The organism is Streptomyces sp. NPDC005302 (assembly GCF_040607345.1).
In the GTDB taxonomy this organism is placed as follows: domain Bacteria; phylum Actinomycetota; class Actinomycetes; order Streptomycetales; family Streptomycetaceae; genus Streptomyces.
In genome coordinates this window covers 25,722-43,603 of sequence record NZ_JBEXGN010000004.1, presented here as the reverse complement: position 1 = coordinate 43,603, position 17,882 = coordinate 25,722, and the positions used below count along the sequence as shown (strand labels likewise).

General features: G+C 71.3%; 12 protein-coding genes. 9 read left to right on the top strand and 3 right to left on the bottom strand.

Annotated features, from left to right (window positions below; translation table 11 throughout):
• Nucleotides 1-113: 113 nt before the first annotated feature.
• Complete coding sequence (locus tag ABZT74_RS06915) at nucleotides 114-560, bottom strand: GNAT family N-acetyltransferase (protein WP_356433667.1); 447 nt, start codon at nucleotides 558-560, stop codon at nucleotides 114-116.
• A gap of 215 nt (nucleotides 561-775) precedes the next feature.
• Between ABZT74_RS06915 and ABZT74_RS06910 the strand changes: the two genes are divergently transcribed.
• Nucleotides 776-3,907 (top strand): endo-alpha-N-acetylgalactosaminidase family protein, encoded by a 3,132-nt coding sequence (locus ABZT74_RS06910; protein WP_356433666.1) that lies wholly within the window; start codon nucleotides 776-778, stop codon nucleotides 3,905-3,907.
• Here the strand turns inward: ABZT74_RS06910 and ABZT74_RS06905 are convergent.
• Nucleotides 3,793-5,613 carry a beta-galactosidase family protein gene (locus ABZT74_RS06905; protein WP_356433665.1) on the bottom strand — a complete coding sequence of 607 codons (1,821 nt, stop codon included), beginning with the start codon at nucleotides 5,611-5,613 and terminating at the stop codon, nucleotides 3,793-3,795. The genes ABZT74_RS06910 and ABZT74_RS06905 overlap by 115 nt on opposite strands.
• Before the next feature lie 97 nt (nucleotides 5,614-5,710).
• Between ABZT74_RS06905 and ABZT74_RS06900 the strand changes: the two genes are divergently transcribed.
• The 6 genes from ABZT74_RS06900 (at nucleotide 5,711) to ABZT74_RS06875 (ending at nucleotide 13,411) form a co-directional block, all read left to right on the top strand.
• Nucleotides 5,711-6,595: an AraC family transcriptional regulator gene (locus tag ABZT74_RS06900; protein ID WP_356433664.1), complete on the top strand. Its 885-nt coding sequence runs from the start codon at nucleotides 5,711-5,713 to the stop codon at nucleotides 6,593-6,595.
• Between the two features lie 11 nt (nucleotides 6,596-6,606).
• Complete coding sequence (locus tag ABZT74_RS06895; RefSeq protein WP_355869937.1) at nucleotides 6,607-6,948, top strand: chorismate mutase; 342 nt, start codon at nucleotides 6,607-6,609, stop codon at nucleotides 6,946-6,948.
• 291 nt (nucleotides 6,949-7,239) lie between these two features.
• Nucleotides 7,240-7,782, top strand: a complete 543-nt coding sequence (locus ABZT74_RS06890; RefSeq protein WP_356165451.1) for a response regulator — start codon at nucleotides 7,240-7,242, stop codon at nucleotides 7,780-7,782.
• 84 nt (nucleotides 7,783-7,866) lie between these two features.
• Nucleotides 7,867-10,359 (top strand): aminopeptidase N, encoded by a 2,493-nt coding sequence (gene pepN / locus ABZT74_RS06885; RefSeq protein WP_356433663.1) that lies wholly within the window; start codon nucleotides 7,867-7,869, stop codon nucleotides 10,357-10,359.
• 269 nt (nucleotides 10,360-10,628) lie between these two features.
• The gene (locus tag ABZT74_RS06880) at nucleotides 10,629-11,993 is read left to right on the top strand and encodes an aminotransferase class V-fold PLP-dependent enzyme (RefSeq protein ID WP_356433662.1); all 1,365 of its coding nucleotides are present in this window, start codon (nucleotides 10,629-10,631) and stop codon (nucleotides 11,991-11,993) included.
• Nucleotides 11,990-13,411 carry a SidA/IucD/PvdA family monooxygenase gene (locus tag ABZT74_RS06875; protein WP_356433661.1) on the top strand — a complete coding sequence of 474 codons (1,422 nt, stop codon included), beginning with the start codon at nucleotides 11,990-11,992 and terminating at the stop codon, nucleotides 13,409-13,411. Before ABZT74_RS06880 ends, ABZT74_RS06875 begins: the two co-directional genes overlap by 4 nt.
• Before the next feature lie 100 nt (nucleotides 13,412-13,511).
• Here the strand turns inward: ABZT74_RS06875 and ABZT74_RS06870 are convergent, their stop codons facing one another.
• Nucleotides 13,512-15,317 carry a 5'-nucleotidase C-terminal domain-containing protein gene (locus ABZT74_RS06870; protein ID WP_356433818.1) on the bottom strand — a complete coding sequence of 602 codons (1,806 nt, stop codon included), beginning with the start codon at nucleotides 15,315-15,317 and terminating at the stop codon, nucleotides 13,512-13,514.
• Between the two features lie 140 nt (nucleotides 15,318-15,457).
• Here ABZT74_RS06870 and ABZT74_RS06865 point away from each other — a divergent pair, with 140 nt between their 5' ends.
• Together ABZT74_RS06865 and pyk are read left to right on the top strand one after the other, a co-directional pair.
• Nucleotides 15,458-16,162, top strand: coding sequence for an SIMPL domain-containing protein (locus tag ABZT74_RS06865; protein ID WP_356165440.1), 705 nt, complete (start codon nucleotides 15,458-15,460; stop codon nucleotides 16,160-16,162).
• Between the two features lie 244 nt (nucleotides 16,163-16,406).
• Nucleotides 16,407-17,843 carry a pyruvate kinase gene (gene pyk, locus ABZT74_RS06860; protein WP_356433660.1) on the top strand — a complete coding sequence of 479 codons (1,437 nt, stop codon included), beginning with the start codon at nucleotides 16,407-16,409 and terminating at the stop codon, nucleotides 17,841-17,843.
• Nucleotides 17,844-17,882 lie beyond the last annotated feature (39 nt).

Genomic DNA, 17,882 nt, shown 5'->3' with positions numbered 1-17,882 from the left:
CCCGGTCGTTCCGTCCGTCCGTCTGTCTCCGCGGCGCCCGCGACTCCGGTCGTGGGCGCCGTCGCGTGTTCCGCGAACGAGCGGCACGGGGGGCCGGTCGCATCCGCACGCTGTCAGCCGGCGAGCACCTTGTGGAAGTGCACGTCCTGGTGGCCGCCCGGGATGCCCTCGGTGCGGCCGGTCTCCCGGTATCCGTGACCGCGGTAGAAGTCGGGGGCCTGGAAGGTGAAGGAGGAGACGATCACCTCGGTGCAACCGCGCCGGGCACCCTCCTCCTCGACGGCCCGGAGCAGCCTGCCGCCCCAGCCCGCGTGCCGCTGGTCGGCCCGCACCCACAGCATGTCCACGACGCAGCAACTGCCCCACACCCAGGCGGTGAGCCCGCCGACGAGTGCCCCGTCGGCGTCGGTCACCCGGACCGAGACCGGCTCGGGCGTGCCGGCTCCGGTCGCCGCCGCGTTGAACGCGGTGAGTTCGTCGTCGAGCCGCTGTTCCAGGTCGGCGTCCTTGCCGCCGATCCGCAACGACGTACTCGCGGGCTGCTGGTGTGGACTGGTCATGGCGGGGAGTATGCCAACGCCCGGGCCGGTGATCGAACCGATTTCCCCGGCGGGCCGGGCCGTCGACCGCTCCGTTCCCGGGACCCGCGTCCGTTCCCGGACCGGGCCGGAACGCCCCACGTGACATGACGAGACGTGTGCCCACCGGTCGGGCCTCCGTGGCGTACGCGTGGCGGACGGCGGCCGTTAGTCCAACTGCTCCCCCCGCTTTGTCCATGGGCACACCGGCCCCGCGCGACGCAGTCTGGCGCCCCGGAACGTCGCCCCCCAGGAGGAGAGCCTTGCAGCCCTCAGACACGTTCACCCCCACCCGCCGCACCGTCGTCGCGGCCGGAGCCGCCGCCGGGATCGGCGCCGTGCTCGGCCTGCCCGCGGTGGCCTCGGCCGCCCCCGGCGACGACACCGTCACCCTCCGCTCCGCGCACCTCGACGTCCGCGTCGCCAGGGCCTTCCCGCGGATCGTCACCTACACCGACCGCGCCACCGGCGCCGTGCTGCACGGCCAGTCCGACCCGGTTGCCACCGTCCTGATCGACGGCACCGAGCACACCCCGACGGTCACCGCCACACCCGGCGCCGCCTCGGCCGCCTACCGTCTCGCCTTCACCGGCGGCACCACGATCGACGTCGAGATCGCCGTCGACGGCCACCAAGTGACCTGGCGGGTCACCGCCGTCGACGACACGGACGCCCTCCCCGTCGGCACCCTGGAGATCCCCGGCCTCGCCCTGCTCGCCGTCCGCAGCGACCAGCCCGGCGCCCAGCTCCTCGCCGCACGCGTCCAGCTCGACCAGGCCAAGAGCGGGGACACCCTGGTCACGCCCACCGCCGACGGCCCGGAGGAGGCGGCCACCGGATGCGCCTACGCCGTCGTCGCCCACCACGGGCTCGCGGGCGCCCTGGAGACCAACACCGTCTACGACAGGCCCGACGCCACCACCTCCTGGGAGAACGGCCGACTCTGGCGCCGGACCGTCCGCAGGGACGGCCGCACCGAGGCCCGCCTCGCCCCCGGCCAGTGGACCCACCGCGCCGCCGGCGCGACCGACACCGAGCCGCTCCCGTACGCCACCGTCGTCGTCACCGGCGACCGCAACGGCGACGGCGTGATCGACTGGCAGGACGCGGCGATCGCCTTCCGCGACATCATGGTCACCCCGCTCGGCGCCGAGGACACCTACCGGCGCGTCGTCCCGCACATCCCCTTCAACTTCGCCTCACAGGCCACCAACCCGTTCCTCGCCACCCTCGACAACGTCAAGCGGATCTCCCTCGCGACCGACGGGCTGCGGCAGTTCACGATCCTCAAGGGCTACCAGTCGGAGGGCCACGACTCCGCCCACCCCGACTACGCGGGCAACTACAACGAACGCGCCGGAGGCCTCGACGACCTCAACACCCTGGTCCGGGCGGGAAGGAAGTGGAACAGCGACTTCGCCGTCCACGTCAACGCCACCGAGTCCTATCCCGTCGCCCACGCCTTCTCCGAGACGCTCGTCGACAAGGACGACCCGCAGTGGGACTGGCTCGACCAGAGCTACCGCATCGACGCCCGCCGCGACCTCGTCTCCGGCGACATCGTCCGCCGCTTCGCCGACCTGCGCCGCGACGCCGACCCGGCGCTCAACTCCCTCTACATCGACGTCTTCCGCGAGTCAGGATGGAACTCCGACCGCCTCCAGCGCGCCCTGCGCGACCAGGGCTGGCACGTCACCTCCGAGTGGGGCCACGGGCTGGAGCGCTCCACCCTGTGGTCGCACTGGGCCACCGAGACGGACTACGGACCCGACACGTCCCGCGGTATCAACTCCCGGCTCATCCGCTTCGTCCGCAACCACCAGAAGGACGTCTTCGCCGACAAGTGGCCCACCCTGCTGGGCGTTCCCCGCATGGGTAACTTCGAGGGCTGGACCGGCAAGACCGACTGGACCGCCTTCCACGACCTGATCTGGACCCACTCCCTGCCCGCCAAGTACCTCCAGGCGTACCCGATCCGCACCTGGGGCGAGCACGAGATCACCTTCGGCACCACCACCGCCGTGACCGCCGTGTCCGACACCGACGGCACCCGCCGCATCACCACCGAAGGACGCCTCGTCTACGACGGCGGCACCTACCTGCTGCCCTGGGACCCCCGCGGGGCCACGAAGCTCTACCACTACAACCCGGCCGGAGGCAGCAGCGGCTGGCGCCTCCCGGCGACCTGGGAGGGCCTGTCCCGGGTCGCCCTGTACCGGTTGACCGACCAGGGACGGAGGTTCCAGACGTACGTCCCCGTCCGCTCCGGCCGCGTCACCCTCGACGCGAGCGCCGGACAGCCGTACGTCCTCTACCGCACCCGGGTCGCCGACGCGGCCGACCCCGACTGGGGCGAGGCCACCCCGCTGCACGACCCCGGCTTCAACTCCGGCTCCCTGAAGGGCTGGACGGTCACCGGACCGGCCTCCGTGCAGCCCAACGCCCTCGGCGACCACGAACTCGTCATCGCCGCCGGCGCCGCCGCCACCGTCTCCCAGCGGCTGACCCGCCTCGAGCCGGGAACGTACGCCGCCTCCGTACAGGTCGAGGTCGGCGCGAGCGCGGACGACCGCCGCGAGGCCTCGCTCCAGGTCCGTACGGCCGACGGTGTCACCGCCGCCAACACCACCCGCACGTCCACCGCGGGCAACTACGTCGCCGCCGACCGCAAACACGGCACCCGCTTCCAGCGGATGTTCACGTACTTCACCGTCCCCGAGGGCGGCGGCCCCGTGCGGCTCACCCTCGGCGCGGCGGCCGGGCAGGCACGCGTGCGGTTCGCCGACGTCCGCGTCGTGCCCGCCGTCCGCACGGCCACCGCGCCCGGCACCCTCGTCCACGAGGACTTCGAGCACGTCCCGCAGGGCTGGGGCCCCTTCGTGAAGGGCGACGCGGGCGGCGTCACCGACCCGCGCACCCACATCGCCCAGCGGCACGCGCCGTTCACCGGACGCGGCTGGAACGGCAAGGCGATCGACGACGTCGTCGACGGCACCCAGTCCCTCAAATCACGCGGCGAGAACGACGGCCTGGTCCACCGGACCGTGCCCCACACGGTCCGGTTCCAGCCGGGCAGGCGCTACCGGGTCACCTTCCGTCACGAGAACGAGAAGGCCGGACAGTACGCCTGGATCACCGCCGTCGACGAGGGCGCGAAGACCCGCGAACTCAGCCGCACCGACCTCCCCGTCGCGACCCAACCCGCCACTCACTCCTACGAGTTCACCGCCCCCGACACCGGCGAGGCCTGGGTCGGCCTGCGCAAGACCGGCGACGACGGCACCGCCGAGTTCACCCTCGACTCGTTCGAGGTGACCGAGACCGGCTGACCCGCCGCCTCCAACTCCAGCACCCACACGTCGTTCACGCCCTCCCGCAGGACCGCACCGGGCACGTACAGCGCCCGCTGCGGTCCCGCGGACCAGTACCGGCCCAGCCCGAACCCGTTGACCCACACGAACCCCCGCGTCCAGCCGGGAAGTTCGAGGAAGGCGTCCCCGGCCCCGCGCACCTCCACCGTGCCGCGGTACAGGCCGGGGGAGCCGTCCGCGGGCACGTCACCGAACGGCACCCGCCCCACGTCCCCGTCCAGCGCGTCCAGCCGCAGCGCCCGCGCCCGCACCCCGTGCAGATACTGCCGCTCGTGCAGCACACCCCCCGTGATGCCCTTCGCCTCACCGCCGCGCGGACCGTAGTTGACCCGCCCCAGCGACTCCACCCACAGCTCCACCCGCGCGGGACCCGCGACCGGCTCGCCGAGCCGCGGCTCGTCCTCGGTGAGCACCCCGGCCCGCACCCCGTCCACCGACACCACCGCCAGATCCCGCAGCCCGCGCACGGACAGCGGATACGGCTGCCGCGGCCCCGGCACGGTCACCTCGTACCTCACCAGCCCCCGGTCCACGCCCAGTTCCTCGAACGTGGGCGGCACCGCGTACTCGGCCTCCTCACCCCCCACCGCGCCCAGCACCGCGTCCAGCGACGCCCAGCCGCCGAGCCCCGCCTCCGCGTCCGCGCCCAGCGCCTCGGGAGCGGGCGGCAGATCGGGCAGCGGCCCCTCCGCGAACCCGGCGAGGATCTCCCGGAAGAGCCAGAACTTCTCGGTGGGGCGCCCCAGTTCATCGATCGGAGCGTCGTAGTCGTACGACGTCACATCGGGCTCCAGCGCCCCCTCGTGCAGCTCACCGCCCCGATTGGCGCCCGCCCAGCCCGCGAAGCTCGTCCCACCGTGCGCCATGTACAGATTGACCGACGCCCCGCACTCCAGGATCTCCCGCAGCGCGTCCGCCGCGTCCCGCGGATCACGGACCACATGCTCCGCACCCCAGTGGTCGAACCATCCGCACCAGAACTCCATGCACATCAGCGGACCCGACGGCCGGTGCCGGCGCAGCGTCGCGAACGCCTCCCGCGCCCCCGAACCGAAGTTCGCCGTCGCCAGCACCCCCGGCACCGACCCGCCCGTCAGCATGTGGTCCTCGGGCCCGTCCGACGTGAACAACGGCACCCGTACCCCCTCCGCGCGCAGCAGTTCCGCCAGCCACCCCAGATACACCTGGTCCGATCCGTAACTCCCGTACTCGTTCTCCACCTGCACCATCAGCACCGGCCCGCCCCGGTCGACCTGCCGCGACACGATCTCCGGCAGCAGCACCTGGAACCAGCGCTCCACCTGCCGCAGATACTCCGGATCCCGCGTCCGCGCCCGCCCCGTCAGCCAGTGCGGCAGCCCGCCGTTCTCCCACTCGGCGCAGATGTACGGACCCGGCCGCACGATCGCCCACAGCCCCGCCGCCCGGGCCGCGTCCAGGAACCGGCCCAGCTGCCCCACGTCACGGACCTCACCGGGACGCGGCTCGTGCAGGTTCCACGGGACGTACGTCTCCACACAGTTCAGCCCGAGCGCCCGCAGCATCCCCAGCCGGTGCCCCCACTGCCCCTCGTGCACCCGGAAGTAGTGCAGCGCGCCGGACAGCAGCCGTACCGGGCGCCCGTCCAGCAGAAAATCGGTGTCCCCCACCGTGAACTCGCTCATGGCCACACGATCACCCCTGGCGGCGGCCGCGTCCATGGACAAAGATCAGCGCTGATTGGACGCAACGCAAAGGAACGACCGGGCGGGACGAAAACGGATGTACCACACCTGGATGCGCTATTTCACCCCCGGGCCCGCCCACCTCCGGCTCGGCCTCGCCTGCCTCGGCGTCGGCCTCCAGCACGGCGAACTGCCCCCCGTCGGCCCCCGCACCCTCGACCACCACGTCGCCGTCGTCGTCAGCGCGGGCAGCGGCTGGTACCGCACCCCCGACGGCCGCCGGCACCCCGTCACCGCGCCCGCCCTCATCTGGCTCACCCCCGGCACCCCCCACCACTACGGCCCCGACCCCGGCTGGGACGAGTGCTTCGTCGACTTCACCGGCCCCGCCACCACCACGTACACCGAACTCGGCTACATCGAACCCGGCCGCCCCGTCGTCCCCCTCTCCGACGCCGCGGCCGCCCGCGCCGTCGTCGCCCGCATCGCCCGCGCCGCCCGCCGCGGCAACCCCCTCCTGGAGGTCGAGACCGGCGCCGCCGTCCACGAGCTCCTCGTCACCCTGCGCCGCGCCCGCGCCGACCTCGCCCCCGACGGCGACGAAGTCCTCCAGGCCCTCGCCCGCGACGCCTTCAGGACGATGTCCGTCGCCGACCACGCCGCCCGCCACGGCATGACCCCCGCCGCGCTGCGCATCGCCGTCCGCCGCGGCGCCGGCTGCAGCCCCAAGGACTACCTCCTCGGCATCCGCCTCGGCCGCGCCAAGGAACTCCTCGCCGCCACCGACCTCCCCGTCGCCGCCGTCGCCCGCCGCGTCGGCTACGACGACCCCGCCTACTTCTCCCGCCTCTTCACCCGCCGCGTCGGCATCCCACCCGTCCGCTTCCGCGAACAACAGGGCCGCACCGTCCCCGGCGGCTGGAGCAACCGCGTCCCCGACCCCGACGATCCACCCATGATCGAACCCCCGCACGCCCCGTAGGGTTGGCTCACATGACCACCAGCAAGCCCCAGGAAACCGACCCCGCCGTCCGCGCGGAACTCGCCCGGCTGCGCGACAGCATCGACAACATCGACGCCGCCGTCGTCCACATGCTCGCCGAACGCTTCAAGTGCACCCAGCAGGTCGGCCACCTCAAGGCGGCCCACCAACTGCCGCCCGCCGACCCCTCCCGCGAAGCCCACCAGATCGCCCGGCTGCGCCGCCTCGCCGAGAACGCCAAACTGGACCCGGCGTTCGCCGAGAAGCTCCTCACGTTCATCATCGCCGAGGTCATCCGCCACCACGAACGCATCGCGGACGACGCCGGCACCACCCCCGAACCGGGGGAGTGAGACCGGAACGACCCCAGGCGGAGTCCCGAGGCCCACACCGCCCGGCGGACACCGCCGCTCCCCGGGCCGTCAGCCCCCCGCCGCGAACCCCGCGCCGGAGCGAGAACAACACCCCCTGGCGCGTACCCCGCGCCGGAGCGCAACCCGCCGCGAAGGCGCGCGTTCCCCGCCGGAGTGAGAACCACTCTCCCGGAACGCGCCGCGCGCGCCGCGCACTCCCGCACGAAACAGCCCGGCGCATCACGCCCTCACGGGCATATGCTGGTAGGCCCGAACGAGAGACGCCGGGCCATGCCGTCGGATGCCAAAATCCTCATCGTCGACGACCACGAGGACACCCTGTACGCCCTGGAAAGCGCACTGTCCCCGCTCGGCTACCGAGTAGGACGCGCCACCGGCGGCGACGAAGCACTCAAGGAAGTCCTGCGCGGCCAGGTCGCCCTGCTCCTCCTCGATGTCCGCATGCCCGGCGTCAGCGGCCTCGACGTCGTCCGCTACATGCGAGGCGTCGAACAGACCCAGCACATCCCCGTCATCCTCCTCACCGGATTCGGCCCCGACACAGAACTCACCGCCACCGCCTTCGCCCTCGGCGTCGCCGACCTCCTCATGAAACCCGTCGACCCCTGGACCCTGCGCACCAAGGTCCGCTACCTCTACGAGGCCCAGCAGCGCCACCAGAACCTCGAACGGGAACTGCGCGACCTGCGCGCCCTCGTCAAGGAACACCTCCCCGACACGGCCCCCGCCGACCCCGGCACCCGCATCCCCGGACAACCCCGACGCCCCTCCGCCCGCGACGGCGACCGCCTGGAACAGGGCCGTACGCCGTAACAGCGGCTCGTGACCGGGCGACGACAAAGCGCACGAACGGGACCACCTCTGTGACCCGGTGACGCCATCGGGCAGCATGTCCCCATGTCCGTACTGACGCGCGACGAAGCGCAGACCCGTGCCCAACTCCTCGACATCCACCACTACGGGATCGAACTCGACGTCACCCGAGGGGACGAGACCTTCGACTCCCTGACCGTCATCCGGTTCACCGCCCGCGACGACGCGGACACCTTCGTCGAGCTGAAGCCCGCCGAACTGCGCTCCGTCACCCTCGACGGCAGGCCCCTCGACCCCGAGACCCTCGACGAGAACCGGCTGCCCCTCAAGGGCCTCACCGCAGGCGAACACGAACTGCGCGTCGACGCCGCCATGCGCTACTCCCGCACCGGCGAGGGCATGCACCGCTTCACCGACCCCACCGACGGCGAGACCTACCTCTACACCCAGCTCTTCATGGAGGACGTCCAGCGCGTCTTCGCCGCCTTCGACCAGCCCGACCTCAAGTCCGTCTTCGACCTGACCGTCACCGCCCCCGAAGGCTGGACCGTCCTCGCCAACGGCGTCACCGAACACCTCGGAGACGGCCACTGGAAGGCCGCTCCCACCCCGCTGATCTCCACCTACCTCGTCGCCGTCGCCGCGGGTCCCTGGCACTCCGTACGCACCGAGCACGCCGGCCTCCCCTTGGGCCTGCACTGCCGCCGCTCCCTCGCCCCCTACCTCGACGCCGACGCCGACGAGATCCTCGACGTCACCCGCGCCTGCTACGACCGGTACCACGAGAAGTTCGACGAGCCCTACCCCTTCGACTCCTACGACCAGGCGTTCGTCCCCGAGTTCAACGCCGGCGCCATGGAGAACCCCGGACTCGTCACCTTCCGCGACGAGTTCATCTACCGCTCCGCCGTCACCGACACCGAACGCCAGACCCGCGCCATGGTCATCGCCCACGAGATGGCCCACATGTGGTTCGGCGACCTCGTCACCCTGCGCTGGTGGGACGACATCTGGCTCAACGAGTCCTTCGCCGAGTACATGGGCTACCAGACCCTCACCGAAGCCACCCGCTTCACGGACACCTGGGTCGACTTCGGCGTCGCCCGCAAGTCCTGGGGCTACGACGCCGACCAGCGCCCCTCCACCCACCCCGTCGCCCCCGACCCGGACGCCGTCCCCGACACCGCGTCCGCCATGCTCAACTTCGACGGCATCTCCTACGCCAAGGGCGCCTCGGCCCTGCGCCAACTCGTCGCCTGGCTCGGCGAGAAGGACTTCCTCGCGGGCATCAACACCCACTTCGCCCGCCACAAGTTCGGCAACGCCACCCTCGCCGACTTCATCGACAACCTCGCCTCCGCCACCGAACGCGACGTCCACGCCTGGGCCGAGACCTGGCTGCGCACCACCGGCGTCGACACCCTCACTCCCACCCTCCACGAAGCGGACGGCTCGTGGCACCTCACCGTCGACCGTGACGGCAGCCGCCCCCACCGCATCGCCGTCGGCGCCTACGACACCGTCCCCGGCGACGACCGCCGCCTCACCCTGCGCGAACGCTTCGAACTCGACGTCCCCCAGGGCGACTCCCCCCACGCCGCCCCCGGCCTCCGCCCCGCCCTCCTCCTCCTCAACGACTCCGACCTCACCTACGCCAAGGTCCGCTTCGACACCGACTCCTTCACCACCGTCGAAGCCGCCCTCTCCGGCATCCCCGACGCCCTCACCCGCGCCGTCGTCTGGAACGCCCTGCGCGACGCCGTCCGCGACGGCGAACTGCCCCCCATGGCCTACATCGACGCCGCCCGCGCCCACCTCCCGCACGAGAGCGACCTCGCCCTCGTCCAGGGCGTCCTCACCTTCGCCGCCACCCACGTCGCCAACCGCTTCCTCGGCCCCGAGCAGCGCCCCACCGCCCTCGCCACCCTCACCGACCTGTGCCGCGACCTCATCCGCCGCACCGAGGACGGCTCCCACCCCGGCCTGCGCCTCATCGCCGTACGCCACCACATCGACGTCGCCGCCCACCCCGACACCATCAGCGCCTGGTTCTCCGAAGGCACCGTCCCCGGCGGCCCCGAACTCGACCCCGAACTGCGCTGGCGCATCCTCAGCAGGCTCTCCGTCCTCGGCGCCGTCGACGACGCCGTCATCGCGGCCGAACTCGTCCAGGACCCCAGCGCCACCGGCCAGGAAGGCGCCGCCCGCTGCCGCGCCGCACTGCCCGACCCCGAGGCCAAACGCGCCGCCTGGGACGCCATGTTCGCCACCGACGACCTCTCCAACTACCTGTTCACCGCCACCGCCCAGGGCTTCTGGCAGCCCGAACAGACCGACCTCGTCAGCACCTACGTCGAGCGCTACTGGGCCGACGCCGTCGCCGTCGCCGAACGCCGCGGCCCCGCCATCGCCGACGCCGCCGGCCGCTGGGCCTTCCCCGCCCACGCCGTCACCGCCGACACCCTCACCCTCGGCGAGACCTGCCTGCGCGACGCCGACCCCATCCCGGCCCTGCGCCGCAAACTCACCGACCAGCTCGACGACCTCGCCCGCGCCCTGCGCGTCCGCCGGGCCTGACCCCCGACAGCCCCGCACCGGACACCGGTTCCCCTCCCCCCACCGGCGGGGACCCGGTGTCCGGCACGTCCGGAAAGGACAGACGCCGGCAGGGTGCGGGGCGCACCACCCCACCCCGCACCACCCCCTAGCACCCCCGTCCTTCCCCCACATTTCCTCCGCACGGCAGTACCCCCGTTCGGGTCGAATCGTTGTCCTTGGCGGGCGCACCTGCCCGAAACGCGTACACGCTGGGGCGTACCCCGCCGCGCGTCCACCGGAGGACATCCATGAGCACGCCGCCCCTCGCCTCAGGCCCCGAAGGCCCCGACGCACTGCGGCCGTTGCTCCACACCGTCCTCGACGCCCTCGCCCAAGGCTCCGCCGCACGCGGCGGCCCCCTCCCCGCCGGCGGACCCGAACACGTCGCCCGCACCCTCCGCGACCGCGCCGGCGACCTCCTGCCCCGCCACGGCGACGACAACGCCCTCCACGACCTCGTCCGCGCCCTCGCCGAAGGCGCCGCCGACCCCGCCGACCCCCTCTGCGCCGCCCACCTGCACTGCCCGCCCCTCGCCGTCGCCGCCGCGGCCGACCTCGCCGCCTCCGCCCTCAACCCCTCCCTCGACTCCTGGGACCAGGCACCGGCCGCCTCCGAACTCGAAAGACTCCTCACCCGCGCCCTCGCCCACGAGGTGTACGGCACCCCCCACAGCGACGCCCTCGTCACCACCGGCGGCACCGAGTCCAACCAACTCGCCCTCCTCCTCGCCCGCGAAGCCCACGGCGGCATCCAACTCGTCTGCGGAGCCAACGCCCACCACTCCCTCCACCGCGCCGCCTGGCTCCTCGGCCTCCCCGAACCCGTCGTCGTCCCCGCCCCCGCCGGCACCCTCGACCCCGCCGCCCTCGACAACGCCCTCACCGCACTCCACGGCCCCCTCCTCGTCGCCGCCACCGCCGGCACCACCGACGCCGGACTCATCGACCCCCTGCCCGACATCGCCGACCTCTGCGCCACCCACGGCGCCCGCCTCCACATCGACGCCGCCTACGGCGGAGGCCTCCTCCTCAGCGACCGGCACCGCCACCGACTCGACGGACTCACCCACGCCCACACCGTCACCCTCGACCTGCACAAACTCGGCTGGCAACCCGTCGCCGCCGGACTTCTCGCCGTCCGCGACCCCGCCGACCTCACCCCCCTCGCCCACCGCGCCGACTACCTCAACGCCGACGACGACACCGAAGCAGGCCACCCCGACCTCCTCGGCCGCTCCCTGCGCACCACCCGACGCCCCGACATCCTCAAGATCGCCGTCACCCTCAAAACCCTCGGCCGCGACGGCATCGGCACCCTCGTCGACCAGGTCTGCGCCCACGCCCACGAACTCGCCGACCTCATAGCCGCCCACCCCGGCTTCGAGCTCTACGACCGCCCCGCCATCAGCACCGTCCTGTTCCGGCCCACCGGCGCCACCGACGACACCGTCGCCGCCGTCCGCCGCACCCTCCTCGACGAAGGCCGCGCCGTCCTCGGCCGCGCCACCCTCGACGGCCGCCGCTGGCTCAAAGCCACCCTCCTCAACCCCCACACCCGGCCCGGCGACCTGGCCACGCTCCTGAAACTGGTGGAAGGACACACCCCCCGATGAGCCCGACGCCCCACCCCCCGCGCCCCGCCGCCGAAGCACCCCGCGACCTGGTCGGCATCGGCATCGGCCCCTTCAACCTCTCCCTCGCCGCCCTCGCCCACCCCCTCACACAACTCGACACCGTCTTCTACGAACAACGCCCCTGCTTCGACTGGCACCCCGGCATGCTCATCGACGGCGCCACCCTCCAAGTCCCCTTCCTCGCCGACCTGGTCACCCTCGCCGACCCCGCGAACCCCTGGTCCTTCCTCAACTACCTCAAAGCCCGCGAACGCCTCTTCCCCTTCTACTTCGCCGAGCGCTTCCACATCCAGCGCGCCGAATACGACGCCTACTGCCGCTGGGTCGCCGACAACCTCCCCGGACTCCGCTTCGCCCACCAGGTCGACGCCGTCCGCTGGAACCCCGAACGCGACGTCTTCGAAGTCGACTTCACCCAACTCGACACCGACGGCGAAGCCGAAGCCCTCGGCCGCTCCTACACCCGCAACATCGTCCTCGGCGTCGGCACCGCCCCCCACATCCCCGAACCCCTCAAACCCCTCGTCGGCGCCCCCGGCGTGCCCGTCATCCACGCCGCCGACTACCTCAAACACCGCGAACAGTTCCTCACCGCCGACCACATCACTGTCATCGGCGCCGGCCAGTCGGGAGCCGAGGTCTTCCTCGACCTCCTCCGCAACCGCCCCGCCGGACACGAGAAGATCCACTGGCTCGCCCGCACCGAAGCGTTCGCCCCCATGGAGTACTCCAAACTCGGCCTCGAACACTTCACCCCCGACTACACCCGCTACTTCCACGCCCTCACCGAACCCGTCCGCGACCGGCTCGTCGCCGCCCAATGGCAACTCCACAAAGGCATCGACGCCGACACCATCGCCGCCATCCACGACGAGCTCTACCGCCGCACTCTCCACGGCGGCTGGCCCGACGCCGTCCTCACCCCCGCCGTCACCGTCCGCACCGCAGGACGCGTCGCCACCACCAAAGTCGAACTCCACCTCGAACACGTCCAACAAGGCGCCCGCTCCCGCCTCACCACCGACGCCGTCGTCCTCGCCACCGGCTACCGCGAACGCCCCATCGGCCCCCTCCTCGCCGGCCTCGACCCCTACCTCCGCCGCGACAGCGCCGAACGCCCCACCATCGACGACCAGTTCCGCCTCGTCCTCGACCCCGCCGTCACCGGACACGTCTACGTCCAGAACGCCGAACTCCACACCCACGGCGTCGGCACCCCCGACCTCGGCCTCGCCGCCTGGCGCAGCGCCACCATCCTCAACACCCTCACCGGCAAGGACCCCTACCCCCTCCCCACACGCACCTCCTTCACCACCTTCGGCCTCGAACCCACCCCCCGCGTCCCCGCCGCCCGCAAGGAAACCCGCACCCTCACCCCCCTCGTCGACGGCAGATGACCCTCATCGACACCCCACGGCCCCCCGTCATCACCAGACGAAAGAGAAACGGCGCCGACGCGAGACACCGCGCCGACGCCGCCCACTCCCACCATCCGAACTAGAACACCGGCGTGCCCTCACGCGTCAGCTTCCAGTCCACCGAGGCGAACTCCGCCGGATCCAGCGACCCCTTCGCCGTCACCCACTCCGCGATCCGCGTCCGGATCTCCGTCGACTCCGACCACACCTCCGTCGCCGACGCCACATGCGGGAACGCACCACCGCCATTGGCACGGTAGTTGTTCACCGCCAACACGAACTGCCGGGCATCGTCCAGCGCCGCACCCTCGTACGTCAGATTCTTGACCCGCGAACCCTCCGCCTGCGCGATGTCGATGTCGTACCGCAACCCCGACACATAGTCGTAGTTGTAGTCCGGCCGACCGTTCGCGTTCGTCAGCTTCTCCGTGTCGATCACCGCACCCGCCGCCGTCCGCACGAAGTAGTTCGCCGAATACTCCAGGTACGCCCGCAGCTGAGCACCCGTCAACACCTTCGCCACCAGCGTGTTGTCGTACACATACAGACTCGACAGATCCCGGATCGTCACATCCCCCGCAGGAATCTCCGACGTCCGCGAGAACGGCGACGCCTGCGCGATCACCGGCAACGACGCATACGGCGTCCCCACCAACGCCGCCCGCACCACGTCCTCCTGCACCCGGGTGATCAGATCGATGATCGGCGCGTCCTTGAACCGCGCCTCCACCGTCGTCAACGTCTCCGTCGCCGTCCCCACCACCTGGTTCACATACGCCACGACCACATCGTGCTCGTCCTTCAACAGCCGCGTGATCCTCGGATCGTCCGCCACCGCGTTCGTGTTGCGCACCGACGCCGCCACCGACTCGACCCGCCAGCACCCCCGCTCCAGGACCAGCTCGACGTCGAACACCGACATCCGCTCCGCGAACGCCAACGGCTCCGACAACACCACCGTCTTCCCCGACGCCGTGTTCGTCACCTTCAGCTCAGGGATCTCCAGATGCGCGTGACCCACCAGAATCGCGTCGATCCCCGGCACCTGCTGCGCCACCAGCGCCGCCGAGTTCTCCACGTACGGCACCTGGTCACCGTACGACGACGTCCCCGACGCACCCGAATGCGCCGACACCACGACCACGTCCGCACCCATCGACCGCAGCTTCGGCACCCACTTCGCCGCCTGCTCCTCAAGACCCGGGAACGTCAACTTCCCCTGCACGAACGCCTTGTCCCAGATCGCGATCCCCGGGTTCGTCAACCCCAGCACCGCCACCTTCACCGGCGGCGCCCCATGGACGTGGAACGTCTTCATGAAGTACGGAGGAAACGCCGGCTTCAGCGTCTTCGCGTCCAGCGCGTTCGCCCCCAACAGCGGGAAGTCGCACTGCGACTCGAACTTCCGCAGCGTCTCGATCCCGTAGTTGAACTCGTGGTTCCCGAGCGCCACCGCGTCATAGCCGATCGCGTTCATCGCCTGTGCCATCGGGTGCACCGGACCACCCTTGGCGGTGATCGGATCCACCTTCGCGTAGTAGTACGTCAACGGCGTGCCCTGGATCGTGTCACCCGCGTCCAGCAGCAGCGTGTTGGCGCGGCCCTTCTCCTTGCGGATCGCGTTCACCAGCGTCGAGATCCGCGCCAGACCCTGCGCGTTCCCCGCCGCGTCCGCGTACTCCGCGTCCTTGAAGTAGTCCCAGTTGAACACGTGCCCGTGCAGATCCGTCGTGCCCATCACCGTCAGCGCGTACCGCTTCACCGGCCGATGCCCCTTCCTCGCCTCCACAGCCTGCGCCGCGGGCGCGCCGACCGCACCCGCCAACGCCACCCCCGCACCCGTCACAGCGGACTTCTTCAGGAACTTACGACGGTTCAACGGCATGTCCGGAACTCCTCGAGAAAGGGTCAACGACGCGCGTAGATTCTGGCCCAACCACCGCCCCCCGCAACAGACCCAGAAGGTTTCCATCCGATGACCCGCACACATCACACACCCCTCACCCCGGTGACAGAGTGGGACACATGACCCCCACCACCGAAACCACCGCCCCCTACGGCACCCCCGACGCCCCCCGCCTCGCCGTCCGAGGCGAAGCCCACCTCGAAGTCGACCCCGAGATCGCCCGCATCGGCATCACCGTCACCGCCCGCGGCAAAGACCGCCGAGAAGCCCTCGCCGACCTCACCCGCCGCAACACCCTCGCCCTCGACCTCGTCAAAACCCACGGCGACGCCGTCGAACACCTCGAGACCGGCCACTTCTCCATCACCCCCGAACTCGGCCGGCACGGCCGCGGCGAACGCGTCCGCACCCACCACGGCCACGTCCACATCACCGCCGAACTCAACGACTTCACCGCCCTCGGCGACCTCACCACCGCCCTCGCCGACCTCGACCTCACCCGCGTCGACGGACCCTGGTGGGACCTCCGCCCCGACTCACCCACCCACCGCGCCGCCCGCCAGGAAGCCGTCCGCGAAGCCGTCCGACGCGCCCGCGAATACGCCGAGGCCCTCGGCACCACCCTCACCGCCCTCCTCGAACTCGCCGACATCGGAGCCGAACCCACACCCCTCCCCGCACCCGGCGGCGCCCGCTTCCGACGCGCGGCCTTCGCCGCCGCCCCCGCCGACGACGAACCCGCCCCCCTCGACCTCGAACCCCAACGCCAGCACGTCCACGCCCAGGTCAACGCCCGCTTCACCATGGCCCCGCCCCAGCTCTGACCCGAGGCGCCCACCACCCCCACGCCGGCCACCGGCACGCCACGCACCGTCACCGACCGCATCCACCCCGCCGCCACCGAACGACCGTACGGACCCCCCACCCCACCCCACCCGCACCCCGGACCTGCTCATCAGAGCACCCCCGCGCACAATTCAACAGTTGTCAATAACCCTTCACGCAAAGGTTGTTGAGCAGTCACGCGCGACCAATTCCCTACCCACCGGTAAGGCCTAGGCTCAAACCATGCGCCGAGCAAAAATCGTCTGTACATTGGGCCCCGCCACCGACTCGTACGACCGGATCAAAGCCCTGGTCGAAGCCGGAATGGACGTAGCCCGCCTCAACCTCAGCCACGGCACCCACGCCGAACACGAGGAGCGCTACCAGCGCGTCCGAAAGGCATCCGACGAGACCGGCCGCAGCGTCGGCATCCTCGCCGACCTTCAAGGCCCGAAGATCCGACTCGGCCGCTTCACCGAAGGCCCCGTACTCCTTGAACGCGGAGACACCTTCACCATCACCGTCGAAGAAGGCGCCGAAGGCGACCGCCAGACCTGCGGAACCACCTACGACGGACTCGCCGCCGACGTCACACCCGGTGAACGCATCCTCGTCGACGACGGCAAAGTCTCCCTCGAAGTCACCTCCGTCGACGGCCCCCGCGTCCACACCACCGTCATCGAAGGCGGCATGGTCTCCGACCACAAAGGCCTCAACCTCCCCGGCGTCGCCGTCTCCGTCCCCGCCCTCTCCGACAAGGACGAAGCAGACCTCCGCTGGGCCCTCCGCTCCGGCTGCGACGTCATCGCCCTCTCCTTCGTCCGCAGCGGACGCGACATCGAAGACGTCCACCGCATCATGGACGAAGAAGGCCGCCGCCTCCCCGTCATCGCGAAGATCGAAAAACCCCAGGCCGTCGACAACATCGACAACATCGTCGCCGCCTTCGACGGCATCATGGTCGCCCGCGGCGACCTCGGCGTCGAAATGCCCCTCGAACAAGTCCCCATCGTCCAAAAGCGCGCCATCAAACTCGCCAAGCGCAACGCCAAACCCGTCATCGTCGCCACCCAGATGCTCGACTCGATGATCGACAACTCCCGGCCCACCCGCGCCGAAGCATCCGACGTCGCCAACGCCGTCATCGACGGCACCGACGCCGTCATGCTCTCCGGCGAAACCAGCGTCGGCAAATACCCCATCGAAACCGTCAAGACCATGGGCCGCATCGTCGAAGCAGCCGAAGAAGACATCCTCGCCAAGGGCCTCCCGCCCCTCACCGACCGCAACAAACCCCGCACCCAAGGCGGAGCCGTCGCCCGCGCCGCAGCGGAAATGGGCGACTTCCTCGGCGCCAAATTCCTCGTCGCCTTCACCCAGTCCGGCGACACCGTCCGCCGACTCTCCCGCTACCGCTCACCCATCCCCCTCCTCGCCTTCACCCCCACCCCCGCCACCCGCTCCCAGCTCAACCTCACCTGGGGCGTCGAAACCTTCCTCGGCCCCCACGTCGACTCCACCGACGCCATGGTCGACCAGGTCGACGAACTCCTCCTCAAATACGGCCGCTGCGCCAAGGGCGACATCGTCGTGATCACCGCCGGCTCCCCGCCCGGAGTCTCCGGCTCCACGAACCTCGTCCGCGTCCACCACGTCGGCGAGGACGACAGCCCCAAGTAGCCCCCACCACCACACCGGGCCCCTCCGAGCCGCCAGAGG